This window comes from Intrasporangium mesophilum (assembly GCF_054783095.1).
This window is the reverse complement of sequence record NZ_BAAGRF010000001.1, coordinates 62,713-81,402: the sequence shown is the minus strand read 5'-3', so window position 1 is coordinate 81,402 and position 18,690 is coordinate 62,713. Positions and strand designations below refer to the sequence as shown.

Below are 18,690 nucleotides of genomic sequence, written 5' to 3'. Positions count from 1 at the left end.
GGCGCGATCGCCGCTATTGGGACAGGCTCGCGGGTATGGGATGCGACGTGGCACCCGTGTGAGCCGACCAGGGGACGCGCGGGCACGTCAGGGACCGACTTGCGTGAAACGGACCGATCGTGAAACGTTCAATGATCGTGGGTCGTGAAAGACTGCCGCGACTCCATCATCCATTCGCAGGGGAGAGGCCATGACCGACAAAGGATCGCCGCTGAGTGGTGACTGGGACTTCGACCCGGCCCACACCCGCATCGGGTTCTCGGCGCGCCACGCCATGGTCACGACCGTGCGTGGCTCCTTCAACGACGTCACGGGCCGCTTCTACGCCGACCTCGAGGACATGTCGAAGTCGTATGCCGAGGTCACCCTCAAGGCCGGCAGCGTCGACACCCGCAACCAGCAGCGCGACGACCACCTGCGCAGCCCCGACTTCTTCGACGTCGAGAAGTGGCCCGACATCCGCTTCGTCAGCACGCAGATCGAGGAGGTCGAGGAGAACGCCTACATGGTCTCCGGCGATCTGACGATCCGCGACATCACGAAGCACATCACCGTCCCGCTCGAGCTCATGGGCGTCGAGAAGGACGCGTTCGGCGCGCTCCGAGCCGGCTTCGAGGGCTCTCGCCGCGTGAACCGCCGCGACTATGGTCTCGAGTGGAACATGCCGCTCGACTCCGGCGGCGTGCTCGTCTCGGAGAAGATCTCGCTCGAGTTCGAGATCTCGGCGATCAAGCGCGGCAGCGACGCCCAGGACGACAGCGACGCCCAGGACGACGGCGAGGGCTGAGCCCTTCCGTTCGAGGTGTTACGTCGCGGTATGCCGCGAGGTAACACCTCGAACCAGCCGCGGTCCGAGCGCTACGCGCCAGGACCCTTGCTGCGGACGTCCGCGACCTTCGACATCGCGTCGCGCAGCTCTCCGAGCCAGTCGCTCTCGTGCTGGCCGACGAGCTTGACGCACCACGCGAGCGCCTCGGCCCGTGAGCGGGCCACACCCGCGTCGACCAGCGTGTCGAGCACGAGCCGCTCGGGCTGACGAAGCCGGGTCATCGCCGGCGCCGCCACGTGCGTGAACAGCTCCGTCCGATCGCCGACCCGCACGGCCCACGACACCTTGCGGTCGAACCGGTGCTCCGCCTCGCGGGCGATCTCGATGCGGCGCCCGCGCGTGTCCTCGCGGAACGCCTTGGCACGCCCCGCCCTGGCCTCGTCGCGCTCGGCATCGCTGGACCCGTCAGGCAGGTCGACATCACCGATCGTCAGCACGATGGTGATCTCCTCGCGGTCGACGGTCACCTCAGGTGCCTCGCTCCGCCACTCCTCGGGCAGTCGGCCGGCGAACCAGCCCCGCACCCGTTCCAGCTTCTCTTCCGTAATCATGTAATCATCATTACTCGATTACTGAGCATCTGCAACCGATCGAGATTGGCCGTCAGCAGGTCCGGACTCGGTCCCGACCGGGGCCGGACTGGAAGCCATGCCCTCCTCCCGCCGCCCTGTGATTCTGCTCCGTATTCCGGAGCAGAATCACAGGGCTCCGGCAGGTCCCGTAGCCCGGAGACGAAACCCGTCGAGGTGACCAAGCGTCAGGCGGGCGGACAGCCGTCAGCGGCGTCGGGCTCGGATCGAGTACGTGCCCGTGCCGCTCGACGGGTTGTAGTGCCGCACCTGGGCCACGTACTTGCCCGGCGTCAGCTGAGCCCGGATCCGCGCGTTCAGGCCATAACCGCTGTCGTCGTCCTCGGCCACGAGGTGCGTGTCGCTGTCCGGTCCGAAGAGCTTGAGGTAGACGTCCGTCACGCCGCGGGTCGACACCTCGTAGAGCCCGTCGGCAGCGGCCGTGAACGAGTAGAGGTCCTCCTCGCCCGGCTTCCCGATCGAGCCGTTGACCTTCGGGCCGCCCACGGTGATCGGTGTGGCGTCGCTGACCACCGGCGCCGTCCGCGGGTACATCGTCGCCCCGGAGACGAATGCCTTGTCCAATGCCGATAGGACGTCATTGGCGTGCGTCGCCACCCCGTTGAGCGTCCACGACGCGGGGAAGGCATAGAGCATGATCGAGTCGGCGTCGAACTGGGTGCCTTTGATCTGGTCGAGCCGGTACTTCATGAACACGTTGTGGCGCACCGTCGCCTCGTCCCAGTAGTTGGGCGGGCCGGCCAGGGCCCTGAGGACTACGGGTTCGTTCCACTGGATGCCGCCCGCCGGGTTGGAGTGCTCGTGCGCCAGCCCGACGGCGTGGCCGAACTCGTGTCCCGCCGTGCCGCCGTCGAGGAAGCCGAGGTTCATCGTCGCCTGGTTCGCGGGGATGCCCCTGTTGTCCGTGCCGACGTACGACCACGCACCGTCGTTGGGGTCGAAGGAGATTCGAATGTCGGCGTCGGGATGGTCACCGAAGTCGAAGAAGATGTTGCAGGCCGCCTGCCACCAGGCTGCCTGCTCGCGCGCCGTGGCCTGCTGGGCAGGAGTGCCCGCAAGGAAGCGCACCTTGAGCGTCGTCCCGTTCACCCAGGCTTTGCCGATGGGCGAGATCGCGCGGTCCCCGCCGTCAGGGCCCTGCGCCCGCCGGTGCGGGCGCATCAGGTCCTTGGGCAGGATGCGGTCGAAGCACACGTGCTCTGCAGCGTCAGTCATGGCAGTCCCCTTGGTCATAGGGGAGTCCTCGTCGACCCCCGAGCACAATCGTCCTCGTACTCCGGACCTGCCATGGAGAAACCGGGGTATGCCGTCCGCCCCGATCAAGCGCCCAGGCCCACTTCGCGTGTTCATCGATTCAGGCATTGCCCTACTGCTGCGCGAATAAACTTGGTCAAAGGATCGAATCGCTCCGACGACAAAGGGAAAGGGCGTCACGCGCTCTGCGGGGCAATGCCGTGGCTCAGGTGCGGTGGCTTCTCCTGTGGTCCCGGCTCCTCGTCAGGCGCGACGAGGGGGACTGATGGTGACTTCCCGCGATGTGTTCATCAGCTACAGCCACAGCGATCACGCGACGGTTGCTCAGCTGGTCGGTGCTCTCAGGGCGCGGGGACTCTCAGTTCGTTGGGACGACGACGTCCCTGCAGGCAGCAGGTTCGACCAAGAGCTGGCGAAGATGCTGGGCGACGCAGCCGTGGTCGTTGTCGTGTGGTCAGCGGAGTCTGTGAAGTCATCGTTCGTGCTTCGAGAAGCCGCCATCGCCCAGGACGAACGCAAGCTGCTGCCGGTTTCGATCGACGGCACCATCCCTCCCGCGTTCCGGGCGATGCAGACCGTCATGCTCACCGACTGGCGCGGGGAGTCGGACGATCCGCTCATCGATCGACTCGCCTCCGACCTGTCGGCGTGGCAAGCCGACCCCGACGCAGTCGAGGCCACCACCTCGAGTGCGTCGAAGAAGGGCGAGGCGGAGGTGCCTTCGCGTCGACCGCTGCGTCCTGCGGCTGACGAGCTGCTGCGGCTTGCGTTGTCGGTGAGCGTCATTCGCAGTGCGAAGGACGTGTCGGCGCTCGACGTGCTCCTCGCCATACTCGTCCAGCCTGAGCACACGCAGCTGGACCTGCGGCAGCTCGCGGCCGGGGCTACCGCCTTGGTCCGCGAGATGGTTCCTGCGCCATCGGACGAGCGAGTCTCGAGGGCGATGCGCTCGGTCGGAGTGGAACGCCGGAAGGTGGCTCTGCAGGACACCGACCCTGACACCAACTCGCGGCTGCTGGACGTCATCCGTAGTGCGGACAGCATCGCCGGCCGCGTCGGAGCGCGAGAGATCTACGCGCACCATGTCCTCGCGGCGGCGCTCGACGACGAACGCATCGAGCCAGTCGTGCTGTCCTCGTTGGGAGTTGGCGAGGAAGACTTACGCATAGCTCTGCGCAACGCGATCGGCCTGCGCTGGAGGAGTGAGTCGGCCGTGGAGTGGGACAGCATTCTCGGCCCTGTCGCAGAGAACCCCTGGGTCCCGCCCTACCTGGATCGGGTGTTCGCCATCGACACTCTCGGCTCGCAGGGCATCCGAGGAATCGCCGTCCTGGTCGAGGACGAGACCGTGGTGACGTCGCTCGCGGCCGTTGACGGCCTGCCGTTCGTCGACATCGAGTCGTTGGGGACTAAGGTCTCAAGCCAGGCGGGGGTGGTCCGAGACGACCGCGCAGACCCCGATCAGCGGGTTGCTGTGCTCGCGCCCCTGTCCCCCCTCGAGGCCACGTCGGGTCAGCTGAGCCTCGGAGTCGGGCCCGCGGTCCGCGGTGACCCTGTCGAAGTGGTCATGGTGGCCTCCGAGGGACAGCTTCGCGTCGTCCGTGGGTCGGTCGCCTCCTCCGATCCGTCGTCCCTCGCGATCGAGGTGGACACCGTCGCTCCAGACGTCGTCGTCGCCGGAGCGCCGATCCTCGTCGGAGGTCGTGTCATCGGCCTGGCCATGAGTCTCACCGAGCGCATGGTCACCGCCGTGTCGAGCGACGTGCTCCGCGGCGTCATCGACGGCCTGAATGCCAGACGCGGGGCCGGCGAAGAGAGCGCCGCCGTAGACGTTGCGGACGACTCGACCGACACTGCCTCGGGCGCCGACGAGAGCACGGCACCGCCTCCGGAGACCCAGCGCGGCCCCGCCGCACGACCCGCAGGCCGAGCCCAGCTGCTGGCCGGTGCAGCGGCCGACACCGTCCCGAGGCCCGGTGACGGCCGGGTGCGCAAGGCGGACCGCCTCGGTGTGACCGAAGAGGTCGAGATGCTCGTCTCGGTGCTCCTGGCGAAAGACACGCCTCTGCCACTCGCGGTGGGCCTGTTCGGGGACTGGGGCAGTGGCAAGAGCTTCTTCATGGCGCTCATGGAGGAGCGCATGGGCGAGCTGTCCTCGATGGCAGGCAAGAAGGTGCCAGAAGCCATGCCATATTGCGGGAACGTCCGCACTGTCCGCTTCAACGCCTGGCACTACGTGGACGCCGACCTCTGGGCCAGCCTCGCCGCGACCCTTTTCGACGAGCTCGCCAAGGACACGACCGCCGACCAGGCGGACAAGGCCTTGGTGCGGCTCGACGAGGCTCGTGCCGAGGTCGACACGGCCAAGGCCGCCCGGATCGAGCTCGAGCGAGAGTGCGACGCCCTCGAGAAGAAGACCGGCAAGGCCACCGCGGCCTGGCGCCCGTCCCTCGCCGTCGCTCTCCACGCCCTTCGGCACGACAAGGATCTTCTGTCGAACCTGCAGGCTGTCGCCCGGGGGCAAGGCACTAGCGACAGCCAGCCCGGTGCCGACAGCCGGCCTGTCGCCGACGGCCAGCCGGTCGCCGACGGCCAGCCTGTCGCCGACGGCCAGCCGGTCGCCGACGGCCAGCCTGTCGCCGACGGCCAGCCCGTCGCCGACGGCCAGCCGGTCGCCGATGGACTCGACGATGCCAGGACCAACGCAGTCCGGCTCGCGGAGGCCCTGGGAGCGGCCGAGACGGTCGGGGAGAAAGCGCGAGACGCGCAGCGCCTGTTCCGCGAGGAGGTCGTCCGGCGCCGCCGAACGGGCCTGGTGACGCTGCTCGTCTTCCTGGTCATCGGCGGGCTGTGGTGGTGGTTGAGCCATGACTCTGGCCGAGCCGTCCTCTCGTTCGTCATTGCACTTCTGGCCGGCCTCACCCCGGCCCTGGCCGCCACGACTCGCATCCTGAGCCTTTCTCGCGAGGCTCGTGAGGTGAGGGAGCGCCCGCTGGAGCTGAAGCAGGAGGAGCTGGCCAAGGCGCGCGCGGCGGAGGAGATCGCCGAGCGGGAGGTCGAGAGGCGAGAGAGCGAAGTCCGCGAGATGCGTGACAAGGGCCTGCAGCTGCAGAACTTCGTCCGCGAGCGGGCCGCCAGCGCGGACTATCGCAGCCGGCTCGGTGTGATGTCGCAGGTGAGGCACGACTTCGAGCAGCTCGTGTCACTGATGCCGGCGGCTCCTTCCGCCATGTCAGGCCAGGACGGCAACACCTCGAAGCCGGAGGGAGACGTCGCCGACCCTGAGGTCAAGCGGGAGAGGGCCGAACAGCAAGCCGCGCTGGCGGAGGAGGTCAGGAAGCACATCCCCGGCGTGGAGCGCATCGTCCTGTTCATCGACGACCTCGACCGATGCCCCGATGACAAGGTCGTCGACGTGCTCCAGGCCGTGCATCTCCTGCTGGCATTCGAGCTCTTCATCGTTGTTGTCGGCGTCGACAGTCGTTGGCTGGTGCGTTCGCTGAACGCCCATTTCGAGAAGCTGCTCGAAGAGCCGGCCCAGTATCTCGAGAAGATCTTCCAGATCCCCTACATCCTGCGACGCATGTCGACCGACAGCTATCGCGACCTCATCGTGGAGCTGACTCCGCCGCCGAAGAAGCGGCCGGGCAGCACGGATGGGCGTCGTGGGGCGGGGCCGGCGCCCGCCTCGCCGGGTCTGCCGGGCGCGAACGGGGACCCCGCCGTGTCCCAGCAGACGGTCGTCGACGGCGAGACAGGCACCCCGAGCACGGCGGGCGGACCGGGTGCCAACGGGGCGCCCACGGGGGAGCCCGGCCCTTCAACTCGAGACAGGGAGCCGACCCGGGCGGACGGCGCCCGGGAGGACGACGCCGGACAGGATGACGCCGGACGGGACGACGCCGGACAGGACGCCGCCCGGGAGGACGACGCCCGCGCGGACGACACAGCCCGTGGGGAGCACGCCACGCCCGACGAGCACCCAGAGACAGTCGAGCCCGAGGAGCACGCGGAGGCGCCGGCTCCGGAGGCCCCGCCAGCGCTGCCGCGGTCCGAGGCGCTCTTCATATCGTCGGAGGAGAGACGGCTTCTCGGCGAGCTTGACGGCCTGTCCCTGACTCCCCGTGCCACCAAGCGCCTGGTGAACATCTACCGGATGCTGCGCGTCAGCGTGCCCGACACGGAATTCAGCGACTTCGACCCAGAGCACGGTCGCGAGTTCGAGGTCGTCGTCGTGCTGCTCGGCATCCTCGTCGGTCGCCCCTCGGATGTCTCGGACGTGTTCTCCGCCGTGATGTCGCAGCCCAAGGATGCGGTGTTCAAGGATTTCCTCGAGGCGACATCTCCGCAGGTCTACAAGCCCCTCGAAGACCTCATCATCGGCGTCAAACCGCACGGCATGCCCGTCTACCAGCGATGGGCACCCCGAGTCGCGCGCTTCTCCTTCCGGATGGCCGGCGGGATCCCCGCGGTCACCGAGGGCCCGGAGGAGCCGGCTGGAGGTGAAACCTCGCCGGATCCAGCGACCTGATACCGCGACCCGCATACCTCGAACCGGACATCCCCACCACACGAGAACGCAGGTATGCCGCCCGGCTCGGCGGGCGGCATACCTCGTGTTTCGTCGTGGCTGGGTGGTCAGCCGGCAGGCTCGAGGCTGGGCTCCTTGCCCGGCCTCCCGGAGGCCTCCGCCTCGGCCTCGGCCGCCTCGGCGGCGTCGGCTGCAGCGGCGAGCTCCCGGTCCTGGCGGGCCAGGCGGCTGGGCCACCACATGCGGGCCCCGATGTCGAGGTTGAGAGCGGTGACGAGCACCGAGCGGACGATGAGGGTGTCGAGCAGGACCCCGAGCGCCACCGCGAAGCCGATCTCCGCGAAGGCCACGACCGGCATCGTCGCGAGCACCGAGAACGTGCCGGCGAGCACCAGACCTGCAGAGGTGATCACCCCACCCGTCGCGGCGAGCCCGATGAGCGCGCCACGGCGCATCCCGACCTGCTTCGACTCCTCGTGCACTCGGGTCATGAGGAAGATGTTGTAGTCGATGCCCAGGGCTACGAGGAACACGAACACGAAGAGCGGGAACGACGTGTCCGCGCCGGCGAAGCCGAAGACGTGGCGGAACATCAACGCCGACAAGCCCATTGCTGCGCCGAACGACAGCACCACGGTCCCGATCAGCACGAGCGGTGCGGTGAGAGCGCGCAGCAGCAGGATGAGGATCAGCAGGACGACCCCGAGAATGACTGGGATGACGCGGAGGTTGTCCTGGCTCGAGGCTTGCGACGTGTCGAGCCGCGTCGCGGTGTCGCCGCCGGCGATGGCATCGGCACCAGGCACGGTGGCGATCGCGTCACGCACCCGTTCGACGGTCGTGGAGGCGGCGTCGGAGTCCGGCGCGTCCTTGAGAGTGGCCTGGATCATCGAGCGGCCGTTGCGGGACACGGGATCCGTGACCTGAGCGATGCCCGGGGTCGAGGCGACAGCCGACTTGACCGCCTCCGCCTGCGGGGTGTTGGCGAGCACGACGACGGGCGAGCCGGCCCCGGCGGGGAAGTGCTTCGCGGCGATCTGCTCGCCGATGACCGACTGCGGCGTGCTGGTGTAGGAGTCCTTGTTCTGCAGGCCGACGGCGTTGAGCTGGAGGACACCGAGCGCGGCGACGGCCAGCAGCACGGACGTGAGGATCCACGTCTGCCGCGGTGCGCGGGCGATGCGGGTGCCGATCCGGGCCCAGAAGCCGTCGCGCGTGTGGTCCACGGAGCCGTATGCCGGCCGGACGGGCCAGAAGAACCAGCGGCCGAAGATGACGAGCAGTGCCGGCAGGAAGGTCAGCATGACGAGCAGAGCGACGGCGATGCCGATGGCGGCGACGGGGCCCAGGCCCTTGGTCGAGCTCATCGTCGCGAAGAGCAGGCAGAGCATGCCGACGATGACCGTCGAGCCCGATGCGAAGATGGCCGGCCCCGCCCGGTGCAGCGCGAACGCCATGGCCTCATGCCGGTCCTGGTGGCGTCTGAGCTCCTCGCGGTATCTCGCGACAAGCAGCAGGGCATAGTCGGTGCCGGCGCCGAAGACGATCACGGTGAGGATGCCCGAGCTCTGCGCGTTCACGGTCAGCGTGCCGCTGTCGGCGAGGAAGTAGATGACGGCCTGGGCGATGAGCAGGGAGATGACGGCCGAGGCCACGGGAAGGATCCACAGCAGCGGGCTGCGGTACGTGATCAGCAGGATGAGGATGACCACGGCCGCGGCGCTGTAGAGCAGCTTGCCGTCGATGCCGGAGAAGGCCTCCGACGAGTCGGCTGCATACCCGACCGGACCGGTGACGTGCATCGACAGCCCGGCCGGTGAGGCCTTGGCGATGTCGCGCATCTGGTCGGCAGCCGTGCCGAGCGAGTCCCAGCCGTCCGGGCCGGCGTCGACCGGGACGACGACCTCGATGGCCTGCTTGTCCTGCGACGGGATCGGCCCGACCGCATCCCGCTTGACCGACGGGAGCGCGTTGAACTTGGCGACCTGAGCCGTGACCGCGGCGAGGTCCTGCTGGGTGACCCCGCTCGGTCGCTCGTAGACGATGACCGCCGGGAACTCGTTCGTGCTCTGGAACGCCTCGATCTGCTTGACGACCTGGGTCGACTGCGCGTTCTCGGGCAGCCAGGATGCCGCCTCGTTGTTGAGCGCCCCCTGCAGCTTGCCCGCCGAGCTGGCCAGCACGCCCGCAAGGACGAGCCAGAACGCGGCGACGACCCACTTGGTGACCCGTGACGAGGGCACCCAGGCGAGACGTCCGACATCGCCGATCTTGTTGTCATTCATGGCGTTTGCCCCTCTGTTGGACTCATCGCCGCGAAAAGCGGCCCTCGGTCAACGCTAGGTCGGCTCTTAGCTCCCGCACAGGGCTGCGGCCAGATTTGGGGGTTGTCCTCAGGGATGGATCGGGGTGGACCCTGAGTCGGCACCGCCTCACGACGCCACGGTCGTCCCACGGTCGTCCCGCGGTCGTCCCACCACCCGGTGCGCGGCGCAGGAAGCCCGCGCGGCGGCATACAGTGGTCTTTCGTGCAGTTCCTCAACGGCCAGCAGCCCCAGTTCGACCTGACCTACGACGACGTCTTCATGGTCCCGAGCCGCTCGTCGGTGACCAGCCGGCTCGACGTCGACCTCTCGAGCGTCGACGGCACCGGCACGACCATCCCCCTCGTCGTGGCGAACATGACCGCCATCGCGGGCCGCCGGATGGCCGAGACCGTGGCGCGCCGCGGCGCGATCGCCGTCATCCCGCAGGACATCCCCGTCGAGGTCGTGCACGAGGTCGTCGGCTGGGTCAAGCAGCGGCACCTCGTCCATGACACACCGATCCGGCTCGACCGCCACACCACCGCCGGCGAGGCGCTCGTCCTGCTCGGCAAGCGCGCCCACGGTGCCGCCGTCGTCGTCGACGGCCCGAAGCCCGTCGGCATCGTCACGGAGAAGGACCTCACGGGCGTCGACCGGTTCACCCAGGTCCAGGACGTCATGTACGAGAACATGGTCGTGCTCCCGGAGGACATCGAGCCCCAGGAGGCGTTCGAGCGGCTCTCGGTGGCGCGACGCAAGGTCGCACCCGTCGTGTCCGAGCACGGTGAGCTCGTCGGCATCCTGACGCGGGGAGGGGCGCTGCGTGCGGGGCTCTACCAGCCCGCGGTCGACGCGAACAACCGCCTGCGCATCGCCGCCGCCGTCGGCATCAACGGCGACGTCGCTGCCAAGGCTGCGCAGCTGCTCGAGACCGGGGCCGACGTCCTGGTCATCGACACGGCGCACGGCCACCAGGAGAAGATGGTCGACGCGCTGCGCGCCGTCCGCGCCCTCGACCCGCAGATCCCGGTCGTCGCCGGCAACGTCGTGTCCGCCGAGGGCACCCGCGACCTGATCGAGGCAGGCGCCGACATCGTCAAGGTCGGCGTCGGCCCCGGTGCCATGTGCACGACCCGGATGATGACCGCGGTCGGTCGTCCGCAGTTCTCAGCTGTCCTCGAATGTGCCACTGCCGCAAGGGGGCTCGGGAAGCACGTCTGGGCCGACGGCGGCGTCCGGCATCCGCGCGACGTAGCCCTCGCGCTCGCCGCGGGGGCGTCGAACGTCATGATCGGCTCGTGGTTCGCCGGCACGCTGGAGTCCCCGGGCGACCTCTACACCGACAGCAACGGGCGCCAGTACAAGGAGTCCTTCGGGATGGCGAGCTCGCGTGCGGTGCGCAACCGCACCGCGAGCGACACGGCATACGACCGCGCCCGCAAGTCCCTCTTCGAGGAGGGGATCAGCTCGGCCCGGATGTACGTCGACCCGGCCCGCCCCTCGGTCGAGGACGTCATCGACGAGATCATCGCGGGACTGCGCAGCAGCTGCACGTATGCCGGTGCGCGCACCCTCGAGGAGTTCCACGAGCGCGCGATCGTGGGGCTTCAGAGCACCGCCGGCTTCGCCGAGGGGCGACCGCTGCACACCTCCTGGTGACGGTTCGAGATATCAGTTCGGCCCTCTGGCCCGCTGAGTCGTTCGTGACCGGCTAGCATTCGGCAGCCGGGCGGCGCCGCGGCCCGCGAGCGAGTGACAGGGGAGTCATCACCGTGCGTGCCAGACGTGGGTTCGGTCGGATCCTCGCAGCGTCGACACTTGTCGCGCTCGCCTTCTCCACAGCCGGCCCGGCCAGCGGGTCGGTGCCCGCCGCGGGGTATGGGCCTGCCGCGGGGTCCGGGCAGCGGCTTGCGTCCGTAGCGGCAGCGCCTGCACCGGTCTGGAGCGCGCCGGTCACGGCGATCCCGGACCGTGGGCAGCCGACCGACGTCTCGTGCCCGACCACGACGTGGTGCATGGCCGTCGACCGCGGCGGTCGCGCGATGACCTTCAACGGCAGCACCTGGGGCGCGGCCACGCTCGTGTTCCCCCGGGTCGACGACCGCAACGACGACATTCGCGCCGTCTCCTGCCCGACCACCTCGTTCTGTCTCGCCGTGGCAGCCCACTCGTACGGCGTATACCGCTCGGGCGTCTGGACGGTCGTGGCCTCGCCGCTGGCACCGTTCCACGCCGTCGACTGCTTCAGCGCAACCCGGTGCGCCGTCGTGGGCGGCGACTACTACAGCCCTCGCAAGATCGGCTACTGGAACGGGTCGGCCATCGTCGGCATCGTCACGGCGCCCTGGGCCGCACGCGTCGACGCGGTCTCCTGTCCATCGGCGACCACCTGCCACGGCATCGGTGTCGCCAGCGACGGAGCGGCCATCGCGCTGCGGTCCTCCGGGTCTGGATGGGTCGCCATGTTCCTCAACAAGGTCAGCTTCAGCTCGACGTTCGACATCTCGTGCACCTCGACGACGTTCTGCCTGGCCACGAGCGGCTCGTCCTACCGCACGTGGCGCTGGAACGGGTCGACCTGGCGATATGCCGGTGACGCGCAGAGCGGCATGCTCCTCGATGCCGAGACACTGTCGTGCACGTCGCCGACCTCGTGCCAGGCGGCCGGCGACATGCGTGTCGGACGGTGGAACGGGTCTGTCTGGGCGATCCGCGACATCACGAGCCTCTACGGGGCGGAGTACTCCCTCGACTGCCCCAGCGCGTCAACGTGCCTCATGGTCGACGACCGGGGACGGTTCATGCGCGGCGGTGGCTCGACGTGGACCCCGGCCGTCGGCTTCGACCCGACGTCCGGGTGGGTCGTGGACCTGTCCTGCCCGACCGACACGTTCTGTATGGCGGCGGACGACCTCGGAAACGCCGTGCGCTGGAACGGAGTCGGGTGGGCCGGGCTGACGCGCATCGGCAACCGGCCCTCGTCAGTCTCGTGCCTGTCCGCAACCTGGTGCATGACCGTCGACATGCAGCAGGGCACCTACCGGTTGTGGACCGGAGCCTGGGGCAAGGCGATCGCCTTCGACACCATCAACCCGAACTGGCCGCTCGCCTGCGCCTCGACCACCGCCTGCTTCGCGTTCCAGGACGGCGATGTCCGCCGGTGGAACGGCAAGACGTGGTCTGCACCCACTCGGTTGTTCTCCGACTTCCGCAGGCCCGAGGTCACCTGCCGTGGACCACGCTTCTGCATCGCGATGACCTATGACGGACTGTTCCGGACCTGGAACGGCACATCGTGGTCCGCCGTCCGTCGCTCCGGTGTGACCGAGGCGAACCAGCTCAGCTGCACCTCGACCGGTTTCTGCATCGTCGCGTCCAGCACAGCCTCGTTCTCGACGTTCAACGGCTCCACGTGGTCGGTGCGCCGGGTGCTGCCGAGCGCGTCCGACCGGCTCGCGTGCCAGAACAGCAAGCGCTGCCTCACCACGGGGATCGGCGGCACGGTGTGGACCTGGGACGGCAGCACGTGGACGGAGGCGCCGACGAAGCTCGCGTTCGAGCCCTTCAAGCTCGCGTGCACGCCGACCCGCTGCGTGGCAGTGGGCTACGAGAAGTCGAGCTGGACGCTCTGACCGAGCACAAGGTATGCCGTCGCCGGGGGTGATCACCCCCGCCGACGGCATACCTTCGACTGGCTTATCGGACCCCTGCCCAGGCGTGCGCCTTCCACCCCGGTCGGGTGAGCGCTCCGTCACTCCCGTCACACGAGACGGTGCGATGCATGGAACGCCGGCGCCGTTTGGTGCATCCCTACATGCATGACCATGCACCCGGCGGTTCCCGACGACGTGATCCCACCCCTGCAGCGGCTGCAGCAGGCCCGCGACGACGTCGCAGAGCGCGATCGAGTCCTCGAGCGCCTCGACCGCGAGTCCCGCGCGCTCGACGCCGCTCTCCAGCACCTCGACCAGGCGCATGATGCACTGGCGGCGGAGTCCCGCGACGTCGAGCGTCTCGAGGGGGCGTCCGCGAGGCGGCTCTGGTCGTCGCTGCGTGGCACTCGGGACGCCGACCTCGGCCGCGAGCGCGGCCAGGTCGACACGGCAGCGGCGGCAGTCCAGCACGCAGAGCGTGAGGTCGACCGTCAGGGAGCGGTGGTCGACGCGCTCTCCGCGAGTGTCGCGGCCCTGGCCGACGTCGACGCTGACCTGGAGGTGGCGCTCGAGATGGTCGCTCGCGGCATCGACGGACTCGAGACATCGGCTCCGCACGCCGTCGCAGCGGCCGCGAACGAGCTGTCCGTGCGTCGTGAGCTGCGCGAGATCGAGCAGGCGATCGTCGCAGGGCGGGCCGCCCACGAGTCGCTCCGCGACGCCCATTCGGTGATCGCCGAGGCCGACTCCTGGTCTGGATGGGACACCTTCGGCGGCGGCGGCATGCTCAGCTCGATGATGAAGCACGAGCGACTCGACGAGGCACGTGGGCGGCTGGAGTCCGCTGCCGAGGCGCTCACGGACTTCACTCGCGAGCTCGACGACCTGCACCTGCCCGGCATCCAGCTCGGAGACTTCGACGGACTGACCCGAGGCTTGGACATCTGGTTCGACAACATCTTCACCGACCTGGCAGTGCGCAGTGAGATCAAGCGGTGCAGGCGCGATGTCGGGGCTGCTCTGGACGCCGTGACCTCGGCCCTCGACGGCCTCGAGGCGCGCCAGCTAGAGCTGACCTCCTGAGCGTCAGGCGGGCCCGGCTGACGCTCAGTGGCGTTTGCGGCCGACCTCGACGATGCGCCAGCCGCGGTGGCGAGCGATCTCGCGCAGCTCGCGATCGGGGTTGACCGCTACCGCCGTGCCGACCCGCTCCATCATCGGCAGGTCGCTGATGGAGTCGCTGTATGCCGCGCAGCGGGACAGGTCGTAGCCGCGCTCCGCCGCAAGCTTCTCGATCTCGACGACCTTCCCGGCGCCGTAGCAGAACTCGCCTGCCAGATGTCCGGTGTAGCGGCCCTCACCGTCCAGCTCGCTGCGGGTCGCCACCGCACCCTCGAGTCCCAGCGCATCGGCGATCGGCTGGACGAGCTCGATCGGCGAGGCCGACACGACGATGCGGTCCTGGCCGAGCGCCCGCGCGTCGGACAGCAGGACGGCCGACGCGGGGATGACCTTGCGGACGATGCTCGGGACGATCCCGTGGGCCAGGTGGATGACGTCGGCCTGCCGCACGCCCGCCACCGCCCGGAGGATCCGCTCGCGCAGCGCGGCCGACCCTTCGTCCGTGGACCCCTTGCGGTGGAAGGCGATTGCGTTGAGCGTGTCCTTGACGAGGTCAACCCAGGGCACGTGGCCGCCCCGGAAGGCAGCCACGGCGAGCGGGTAGTTCGCCGAGCCGCGGATCAGGGTGCGGTCGAGGTCGAAGAACGCGGCCGAGGGGACCGCGGCGACCGCGTCAGACGACACGGGCGGCCACCGGCAGCGGGGAGCGTCGCGCCATCGGCGGGACGGTGTTCACCGCGGCCTTGGGCAGCCTTCGGTTGCGCTTCGGCGGCAGGGAGAGCCGGAAGACCTTGGCCCAGGCCGAGCCGACCTGCTTGGGGAGGGGCCCGGTCGTGTAGGGCAGGCCGTAGCGCTCGCAGATCTCGCGCAGCTCGACCGCGACCTCGGCATACCGGTTGCTCGGCAGGTCGGGGAAGCAGTGGTGCTCGATCTGGTGGCTGAGGTTGCCCGTCATGATGTGCATGAGCTTGCTGCCGGAGATGTTGGCCGACCCGAGCATCTGGCGGATGTACCAGTCGCCGCGGGTCTCGCCCTCGATCTCCTCCTCGGTGAACGTGTCGACGCCGTCAGGGAAGTGGCCACAGAAGATCACCGAGTGCGCCCACACGTTGCGGATCATGTTGGCGGTGAAGGTGCCGATGAAGGCTTCCTTGCCCGACCCGAACGGGATCGCCGCGACAGGGGTGGCGGCATAGTCCTTGCCGAACTGCCGGACGACCTTGCGCATGGTGTCCTTGAGGTCGCTCTTGACGGCCTCGGTGGACTTGTCGCCGTCGCGCCAGGCTTCGAGCTCGAGGTCGTAGATCGCGATGCCCCACTCGAAGAACGGCGCGAGCACCGCGTTGAAGAGCGGGTTGAACAGGTGCCGCGGCTCCCACTTCTGGTCCTCGTCCATGCGCAGGATCGAGTAGCCCACGTCCTTGTCCTTGCCCAGGACGTTGGTCCAGGTGTGGTGCAGGTCGTTGTGGGTGTGCTTCCACGACTTCGCCGGGGACACAAAGTCCCACTCCCACGTCGTCGAGTGGATGTCGGGGTCGCGCATCCAGTCCCACTGGCCGTGCAGGACGTTGTGGCCGATCTCCATGTTCTCGAGGATCTTGGCGACCGAGAGCATGGCCGTCCCCGCGACGAGGGCTGCCTTCTTCTTCGAGAACAGCAGCGTCACGCGCCCGGCCACCTCGAGGGTGCGCTGCACCCGGATGACGCGACGGATGTATGCCGCGTCCTTGGCTCCGCGTGAGGCGATGATCCGGTCACGGATGGCGTCGAGCTCCTGGCCGAGCCGCTCGACGTCCGCATCGCTGAGGTGGGCGGCGGCGCTCGGGCGCTTGGCCGGGCCGCCGGAGGCCGCGAGCACGGGCTTGCTGGCGCGGACGAGCGCGCCCTGGGATGCCCCTGGTGCCCCCGGTCCCTGGGTCGCGACCGGTGTGCCGGCCGCGGTGGTCGTGGGGCGGTTCGCTGTGGCGGTCATAGGATTCCCTTCTCAGATGTCCAGGTGGACTGGGCCTGCAGCCGCGTTGACACAGGTCTGGATCAGCTCGCCCTCGTCGCCGTGCACCTCACCGGTGCGCAGGTCGCGGACCTTGCCCGCGACGAGGGGAGTCAGGCAGCTGCGGCAGATGCCCATGCGGCAGCCGCTCGGCATGACGACGCCGCACTGCTCGCCGGCGTCGAGCAGTGGCACGTCGCCGCCGGCCTCGACCTCCTTGTCGGACTTCTCGAACGTAACGAGCCCGCCGGCGCCGCCAGTTCCCGGCAGCAGCACGGGAGCGAAGCGCTCAATGGTCAGGTTGGCGCCGGTGTCGTCGACCCCGCCGGGAGACTCACGCTCCCACAGTGCCGTCGCGTCGTCGAGGAAGTCAGCGGGACCGCAGGCGTATGCCGCCCGCTGCCGCCAGTCGGGGCACAGCAGGTCGAGGTCGGCTGGCGTGGAGAGGTCCAGCCTGCGGCCGGCCTGCTCGACGTCTCCGGCCTCGGCGGGACCGGGCTCGACACGGGTGTACCAGTGGCGCACGTGCAGCCCGGGGAACTGGTCGGCCAGCTCGAGCAGCTCGTCGCGGAACAGTGCCTCCTCGGGGCGGCGGGCCGAGTGGACCAGGACGACGTCGGCGTCCGGACGGCGCGGGACGAGGGTGCGGACCATTGACATGACCGGGGTCAGCCCGCTGCCGGCTGTGAGCATGAGCAGCGGCCGCGGGCGGGTCGGGAGCACGAAGTCGCCCTGCGGTGTGTCGAGGAAGAGGATGTCGCCGACCTTGGTCCGGCGGGCCAGCGCGGTCGAGACGACGCCGATCGCGGTAACGGTGATCGCGGGGTCGTGGCCGGCGGCGGCCGAGAGCGAGTAGCTGCGCCAGTGGCGCACGCCCTCGATCTCGACGCCGATGCGGGCCCACTGACCGGCCAGGTGCGGGTTCCAACCGCGGCCGGGGCGGAAGTGGATCGTCGTCGAGTCCGGTGTCTCGCGGACGACGCGCGTGACAACCCCACGCAGCTGCCGCGACGAGGCGAGCGGGTTGAGCAGACCGAGGAAGTCCTCCGGCGTGTGCGGGGTCGTCAGGATCGACGCCACGCGGCGAAGGGCACGGATCTGGCTCATACATCCATGGTCCTTGACAAGCCCTGTCCGGATCTTGGGCCAGCGCGTACTCTTTGGCACAAGAAACTATTGTTTGGCGACAAAAAACAGGAGGGCAAAGTGGCCCACGCCACGTCCGACCCGCCGTGGTTGTATCTCCCGGCCGAAATCAGCACCATGTTGCGACCCGTCGTCGGCGACATCGTCGAGGCGATCATCGCGGGCATCCCGCGCGACGTGCCGGTCTACGCGATGCCGATGGAGGGCCGTTTCGGCCAAGGTGTGCGTCAGGGCGTCCAGATGGCGATCCACCGCTTCCTCGACCTGCCCGGCACGCGGCTCCCGGCCCTGTCGGACGACGGCAAGTGGGTGTACGAGAGCCTCGGGCGCGGAGAGGTTCGCTCGGGCCGCAGCCTCGAGGCGCTGCTCGCGGCATACCGCTATGGCGCCCGGGTGACCTTCCGGGCCATCTCCCACAACGTCGACGTGTCGCAGATGGCGCCGGATGTCCTTCTGTCGCTCGGTGAGTCGCTCTTCGCGTACATCGACGAGCTGTCGGCCGCCAGTGCGCAGGGCTATGCGCAGGAGCAGTCCGAGCGCGCCGGCGAGAACCAGCGCCTGCGAGGTGAGCTCGTGGACATGATCCTGCGTGGCGACTCCACGGACGGCGCCGTGAGCCGTGCTTCCGCCGCGCTCGGCTGGTCGCTGCCCGAGACGGTGGTCGTCGCGCTCGTCCCGCTGCCGCTCGCGGACGGTCTGCGGGCCGCTCTGGGTCCGGATGCGCTCGTCGCGGAGCGGGGCACCGACGTCCTCGTCCTCTACCCGTTCGTGGCCGGCCAGCGGCGTCGCCGCGACCTGGCTCGGGCGCTGCGTAGCAGGGCCGCGATCGTCGGGCCGGCACGCCCGTGGCAGCAGGCGTCGGAGAGCCTGCACCTGGCCGACAGCGCGGCCGCACACGACATCGGGGCCACCCGTGAGACGGACCGGGCGCGCACAGAGCCGCTCTGGGTCGAGGACCACCTCGCGGCGCTCGTCGTGCACTCCGAGCCGCTGGCCACCGCCGACCTCGCGCGCAGCCGGCTGGCGCCGCTCGACAGCCTCCGGCCGCTCGCGCGGGAGCGCCTCAGCGAGACGTTGCTCGCGTGGCTGCGGCACCAGGGCCAGCGGGCCCCGATCGCCGAGGACCTCTTCGTCCACCAGCAGACCGTCGGCTACCGCGTCGCCCAGCTGAAACAGGTCTTCGGGGACGTGCTGGAGGATCCCGAGGCGCGGTTCGAGCTCGAGCTGGTCCTGCGCGCCGGCTACCGCTAGCGTGCACCAAAACGTCGA

At 69.3% G+C, this 18,690-nt stretch carries 12 protein-coding genes; 6 read left to right on the top strand and 6 right to left on the bottom strand.

Annotated features, from left to right (window positions below):
- Positions 1-190 precede the first annotated feature (190 nt).
- Complete coding sequence (locus ACYVLP_RS00400; protein ID WP_460625370.1) at positions 191-787, top strand: YceI family protein; 597 nt, start codon at positions 191-193, stop codon at positions 785-787.
- A 71-nt stretch (positions 788-858) separates the two neighbouring features.
- Here the strand turns inward: ACYVLP_RS00400 and ACYVLP_RS00395 are convergent, their stop codons facing one another.
- Entirely contained in the window at positions 859-1,380 is a 522-nt protein-coding gene (locus ACYVLP_RS00395; protein WP_460625369.1) for a hypothetical protein, read from the bottom strand.
- 225 nt (positions 1,381-1,605) lie between these two features.
- On the bottom strand, positions 1,606-2,634 hold the full coding sequence (locus ACYVLP_RS00390) for a M12 family metallopeptidase (RefSeq protein WP_460625368.1): 1,029 nt from the start codon (positions 2,632-2,634) through the stop codon (positions 1,606-1,608).
- Positions 2,635-2,938: 304 nt separating this feature from the next.
- On the opposite strand from ACYVLP_RS00390, the gene ACYVLP_RS00385 reads away from it, so the two are divergent.
- The gene (locus ACYVLP_RS00385) at positions 2,939-7,204 is read left to right on the top strand and encodes a P-loop NTPase fold protein (protein ID WP_460625367.1); all 4,266 of its coding nucleotides are present in this window, start codon (positions 2,939-2,941) and stop codon (positions 7,202-7,204) included.
- Between the two features lie 107 nt (positions 7,205-7,311).
- Here ACYVLP_RS00385 and ACYVLP_RS00380 read toward each other — a convergent pair whose 3' ends face one another.
- Positions 7,312-9,489 carry an MMPL family transporter gene (locus ACYVLP_RS00380; RefSeq protein ID WP_460625366.1) on the bottom strand — a complete coding sequence of 726 codons (2,178 nt, stop codon included), beginning with the start codon at positions 9,487-9,489 and terminating at the stop codon, positions 7,312-7,314.
- A 243-nt stretch (positions 9,490-9,732) separates the two neighbouring features.
- Here ACYVLP_RS00380 and ACYVLP_RS00375 point away from each other — a divergent pair, with 243 nt between their 5' ends.
- The 3 genes from ACYVLP_RS00375 to ACYVLP_RS00365 all read left to right on the top strand — a co-directional run bounded on the left by ACYVLP_RS00375 (position 9,733) and on the right by ACYVLP_RS00365 (position 14,246).
- Positions 9,733-11,169: a GuaB1 family IMP dehydrogenase-related protein gene (locus ACYVLP_RS00375; protein WP_460625365.1), complete on the top strand. Its 1,437-nt coding sequence runs from the start codon at positions 9,733-9,735 to the stop codon at positions 11,167-11,169.
- A 113-nt stretch (positions 11,170-11,282) separates the two neighbouring features.
- On the top strand, positions 11,283-13,142 hold the full coding sequence (locus tag ACYVLP_RS00370) for a hypothetical protein (RefSeq protein WP_460625364.1): 1,860 nt from the start codon (positions 11,283-11,285) through the stop codon (positions 13,140-13,142).
- Positions 13,143-13,328: 186 nt separating this feature from the next.
- The gene (locus tag ACYVLP_RS00365; protein ID WP_460625363.1) at positions 13,329-14,246 is read left to right on the top strand and encodes a hypothetical protein; all 918 of its coding nucleotides are present in this window, start codon (positions 13,329-13,331) and stop codon (positions 14,244-14,246) included.
- Between the two features lie 24 nt (positions 14,247-14,270).
- Here ACYVLP_RS00365 and ACYVLP_RS00360 read toward each other — a convergent pair whose 3' ends face one another.
- From ACYVLP_RS00360 to ACYVLP_RS00350, 3 genes are read right to left on the bottom strand one after another with little or no spacing between them, the layout of a single operon-like run.
- The gene (locus ACYVLP_RS00360; RefSeq protein ID WP_460625362.1) at positions 14,271-14,969 is read right to left on the bottom strand and encodes an HAD family hydrolase; all 699 of its coding nucleotides are present in this window, start codon (positions 14,967-14,969) and stop codon (positions 14,271-14,273) included.
- Complete coding sequence (locus ACYVLP_RS00355) at positions 14,959-16,257, bottom strand: fatty acid desaturase family protein (protein ID WP_460625361.1); 1,299 nt, start codon at positions 16,255-16,257, stop codon at positions 14,959-14,961. The genes ACYVLP_RS00360 and ACYVLP_RS00355 overlap by 11 nt, the downstream gene beginning before the upstream one ends.
- Before the next feature lie 12 nt (positions 16,258-16,269).
- On the bottom strand, positions 16,270-17,382 hold the full coding sequence (locus ACYVLP_RS00350; protein WP_460625360.1) for a ferredoxin reductase: 1,113 nt from the start codon (positions 17,380-17,382) through the stop codon (positions 16,270-16,272).
- Between the two features lie 156 nt (positions 17,383-17,538).
- Between ACYVLP_RS00350 and ACYVLP_RS00345 the strand changes: the two genes are divergently transcribed.
- The gene (locus ACYVLP_RS00345; protein ID WP_460625359.1) at positions 17,539-18,672 is read left to right on the top strand and encodes a PucR family transcriptional regulator; all 1,134 of its coding nucleotides are present in this window, start codon (positions 17,539-17,541) and stop codon (positions 18,670-18,672) included.
- Positions 18,673-18,690: the final 18 nt, after the last annotated feature.

Coding starts and splice junctions, on each gene's coding strand:
- ACYVLP_RS00400 (WP_460625370.1), top strand. CDS start 191: ATGACCGACAAAGGATCGCCGCTGAGTGGTGACTGGGACTTCGACCCG.
- ACYVLP_RS00395 (WP_460625369.1), bottom strand. CDS start 1,380: ATGATTACGGAAGAGAAGCTGGAACGGGTGCGGGGCTGGTTCGCCGGC.
- ACYVLP_RS00390 (WP_460625368.1), bottom strand. CDS start 2,634: ATGACTGACGCTGCAGAGCACGTGTGCTTCGACCGCATCCTGCCCAAG.
- ACYVLP_RS00385 (WP_460625367.1), top strand. CDS start 2,939: ATGGTGACTTCCCGCGATGTGTTCATCAGCTACAGCCACAGCGATCAC.
- ACYVLP_RS00380 (WP_460625366.1), bottom strand. CDS start 9,489: ATGAATGACAACAAGATCGGCGATGTCGGACGTCTCGCCTGGGTGCCC.
- ACYVLP_RS00365 (WP_460625363.1), top strand. CDS start 13,329: ATGACCATGCACCCGGCGGTTCCCGACGACGTGATCCCACCCCTGCAG.
- ACYVLP_RS00355 (WP_460625361.1), bottom strand. CDS start 16,257: ATGACCGCCACAGCGAACCGCCCCACGACCACCGCGGCCGGCACACCG.
- ACYVLP_RS00350 (WP_460625360.1), bottom strand. CDS start 17,382: ATGAGCCAGATCCGTGCCCTTCGCCGCGTGGCGTCGATCCTGACGACC.
- ACYVLP_RS00345 (WP_460625359.1), top strand. CDS start 17,539: ATGTTGCGACCCGTCGTCGGCGACATCGTCGAGGCGATCATCGCGGGC.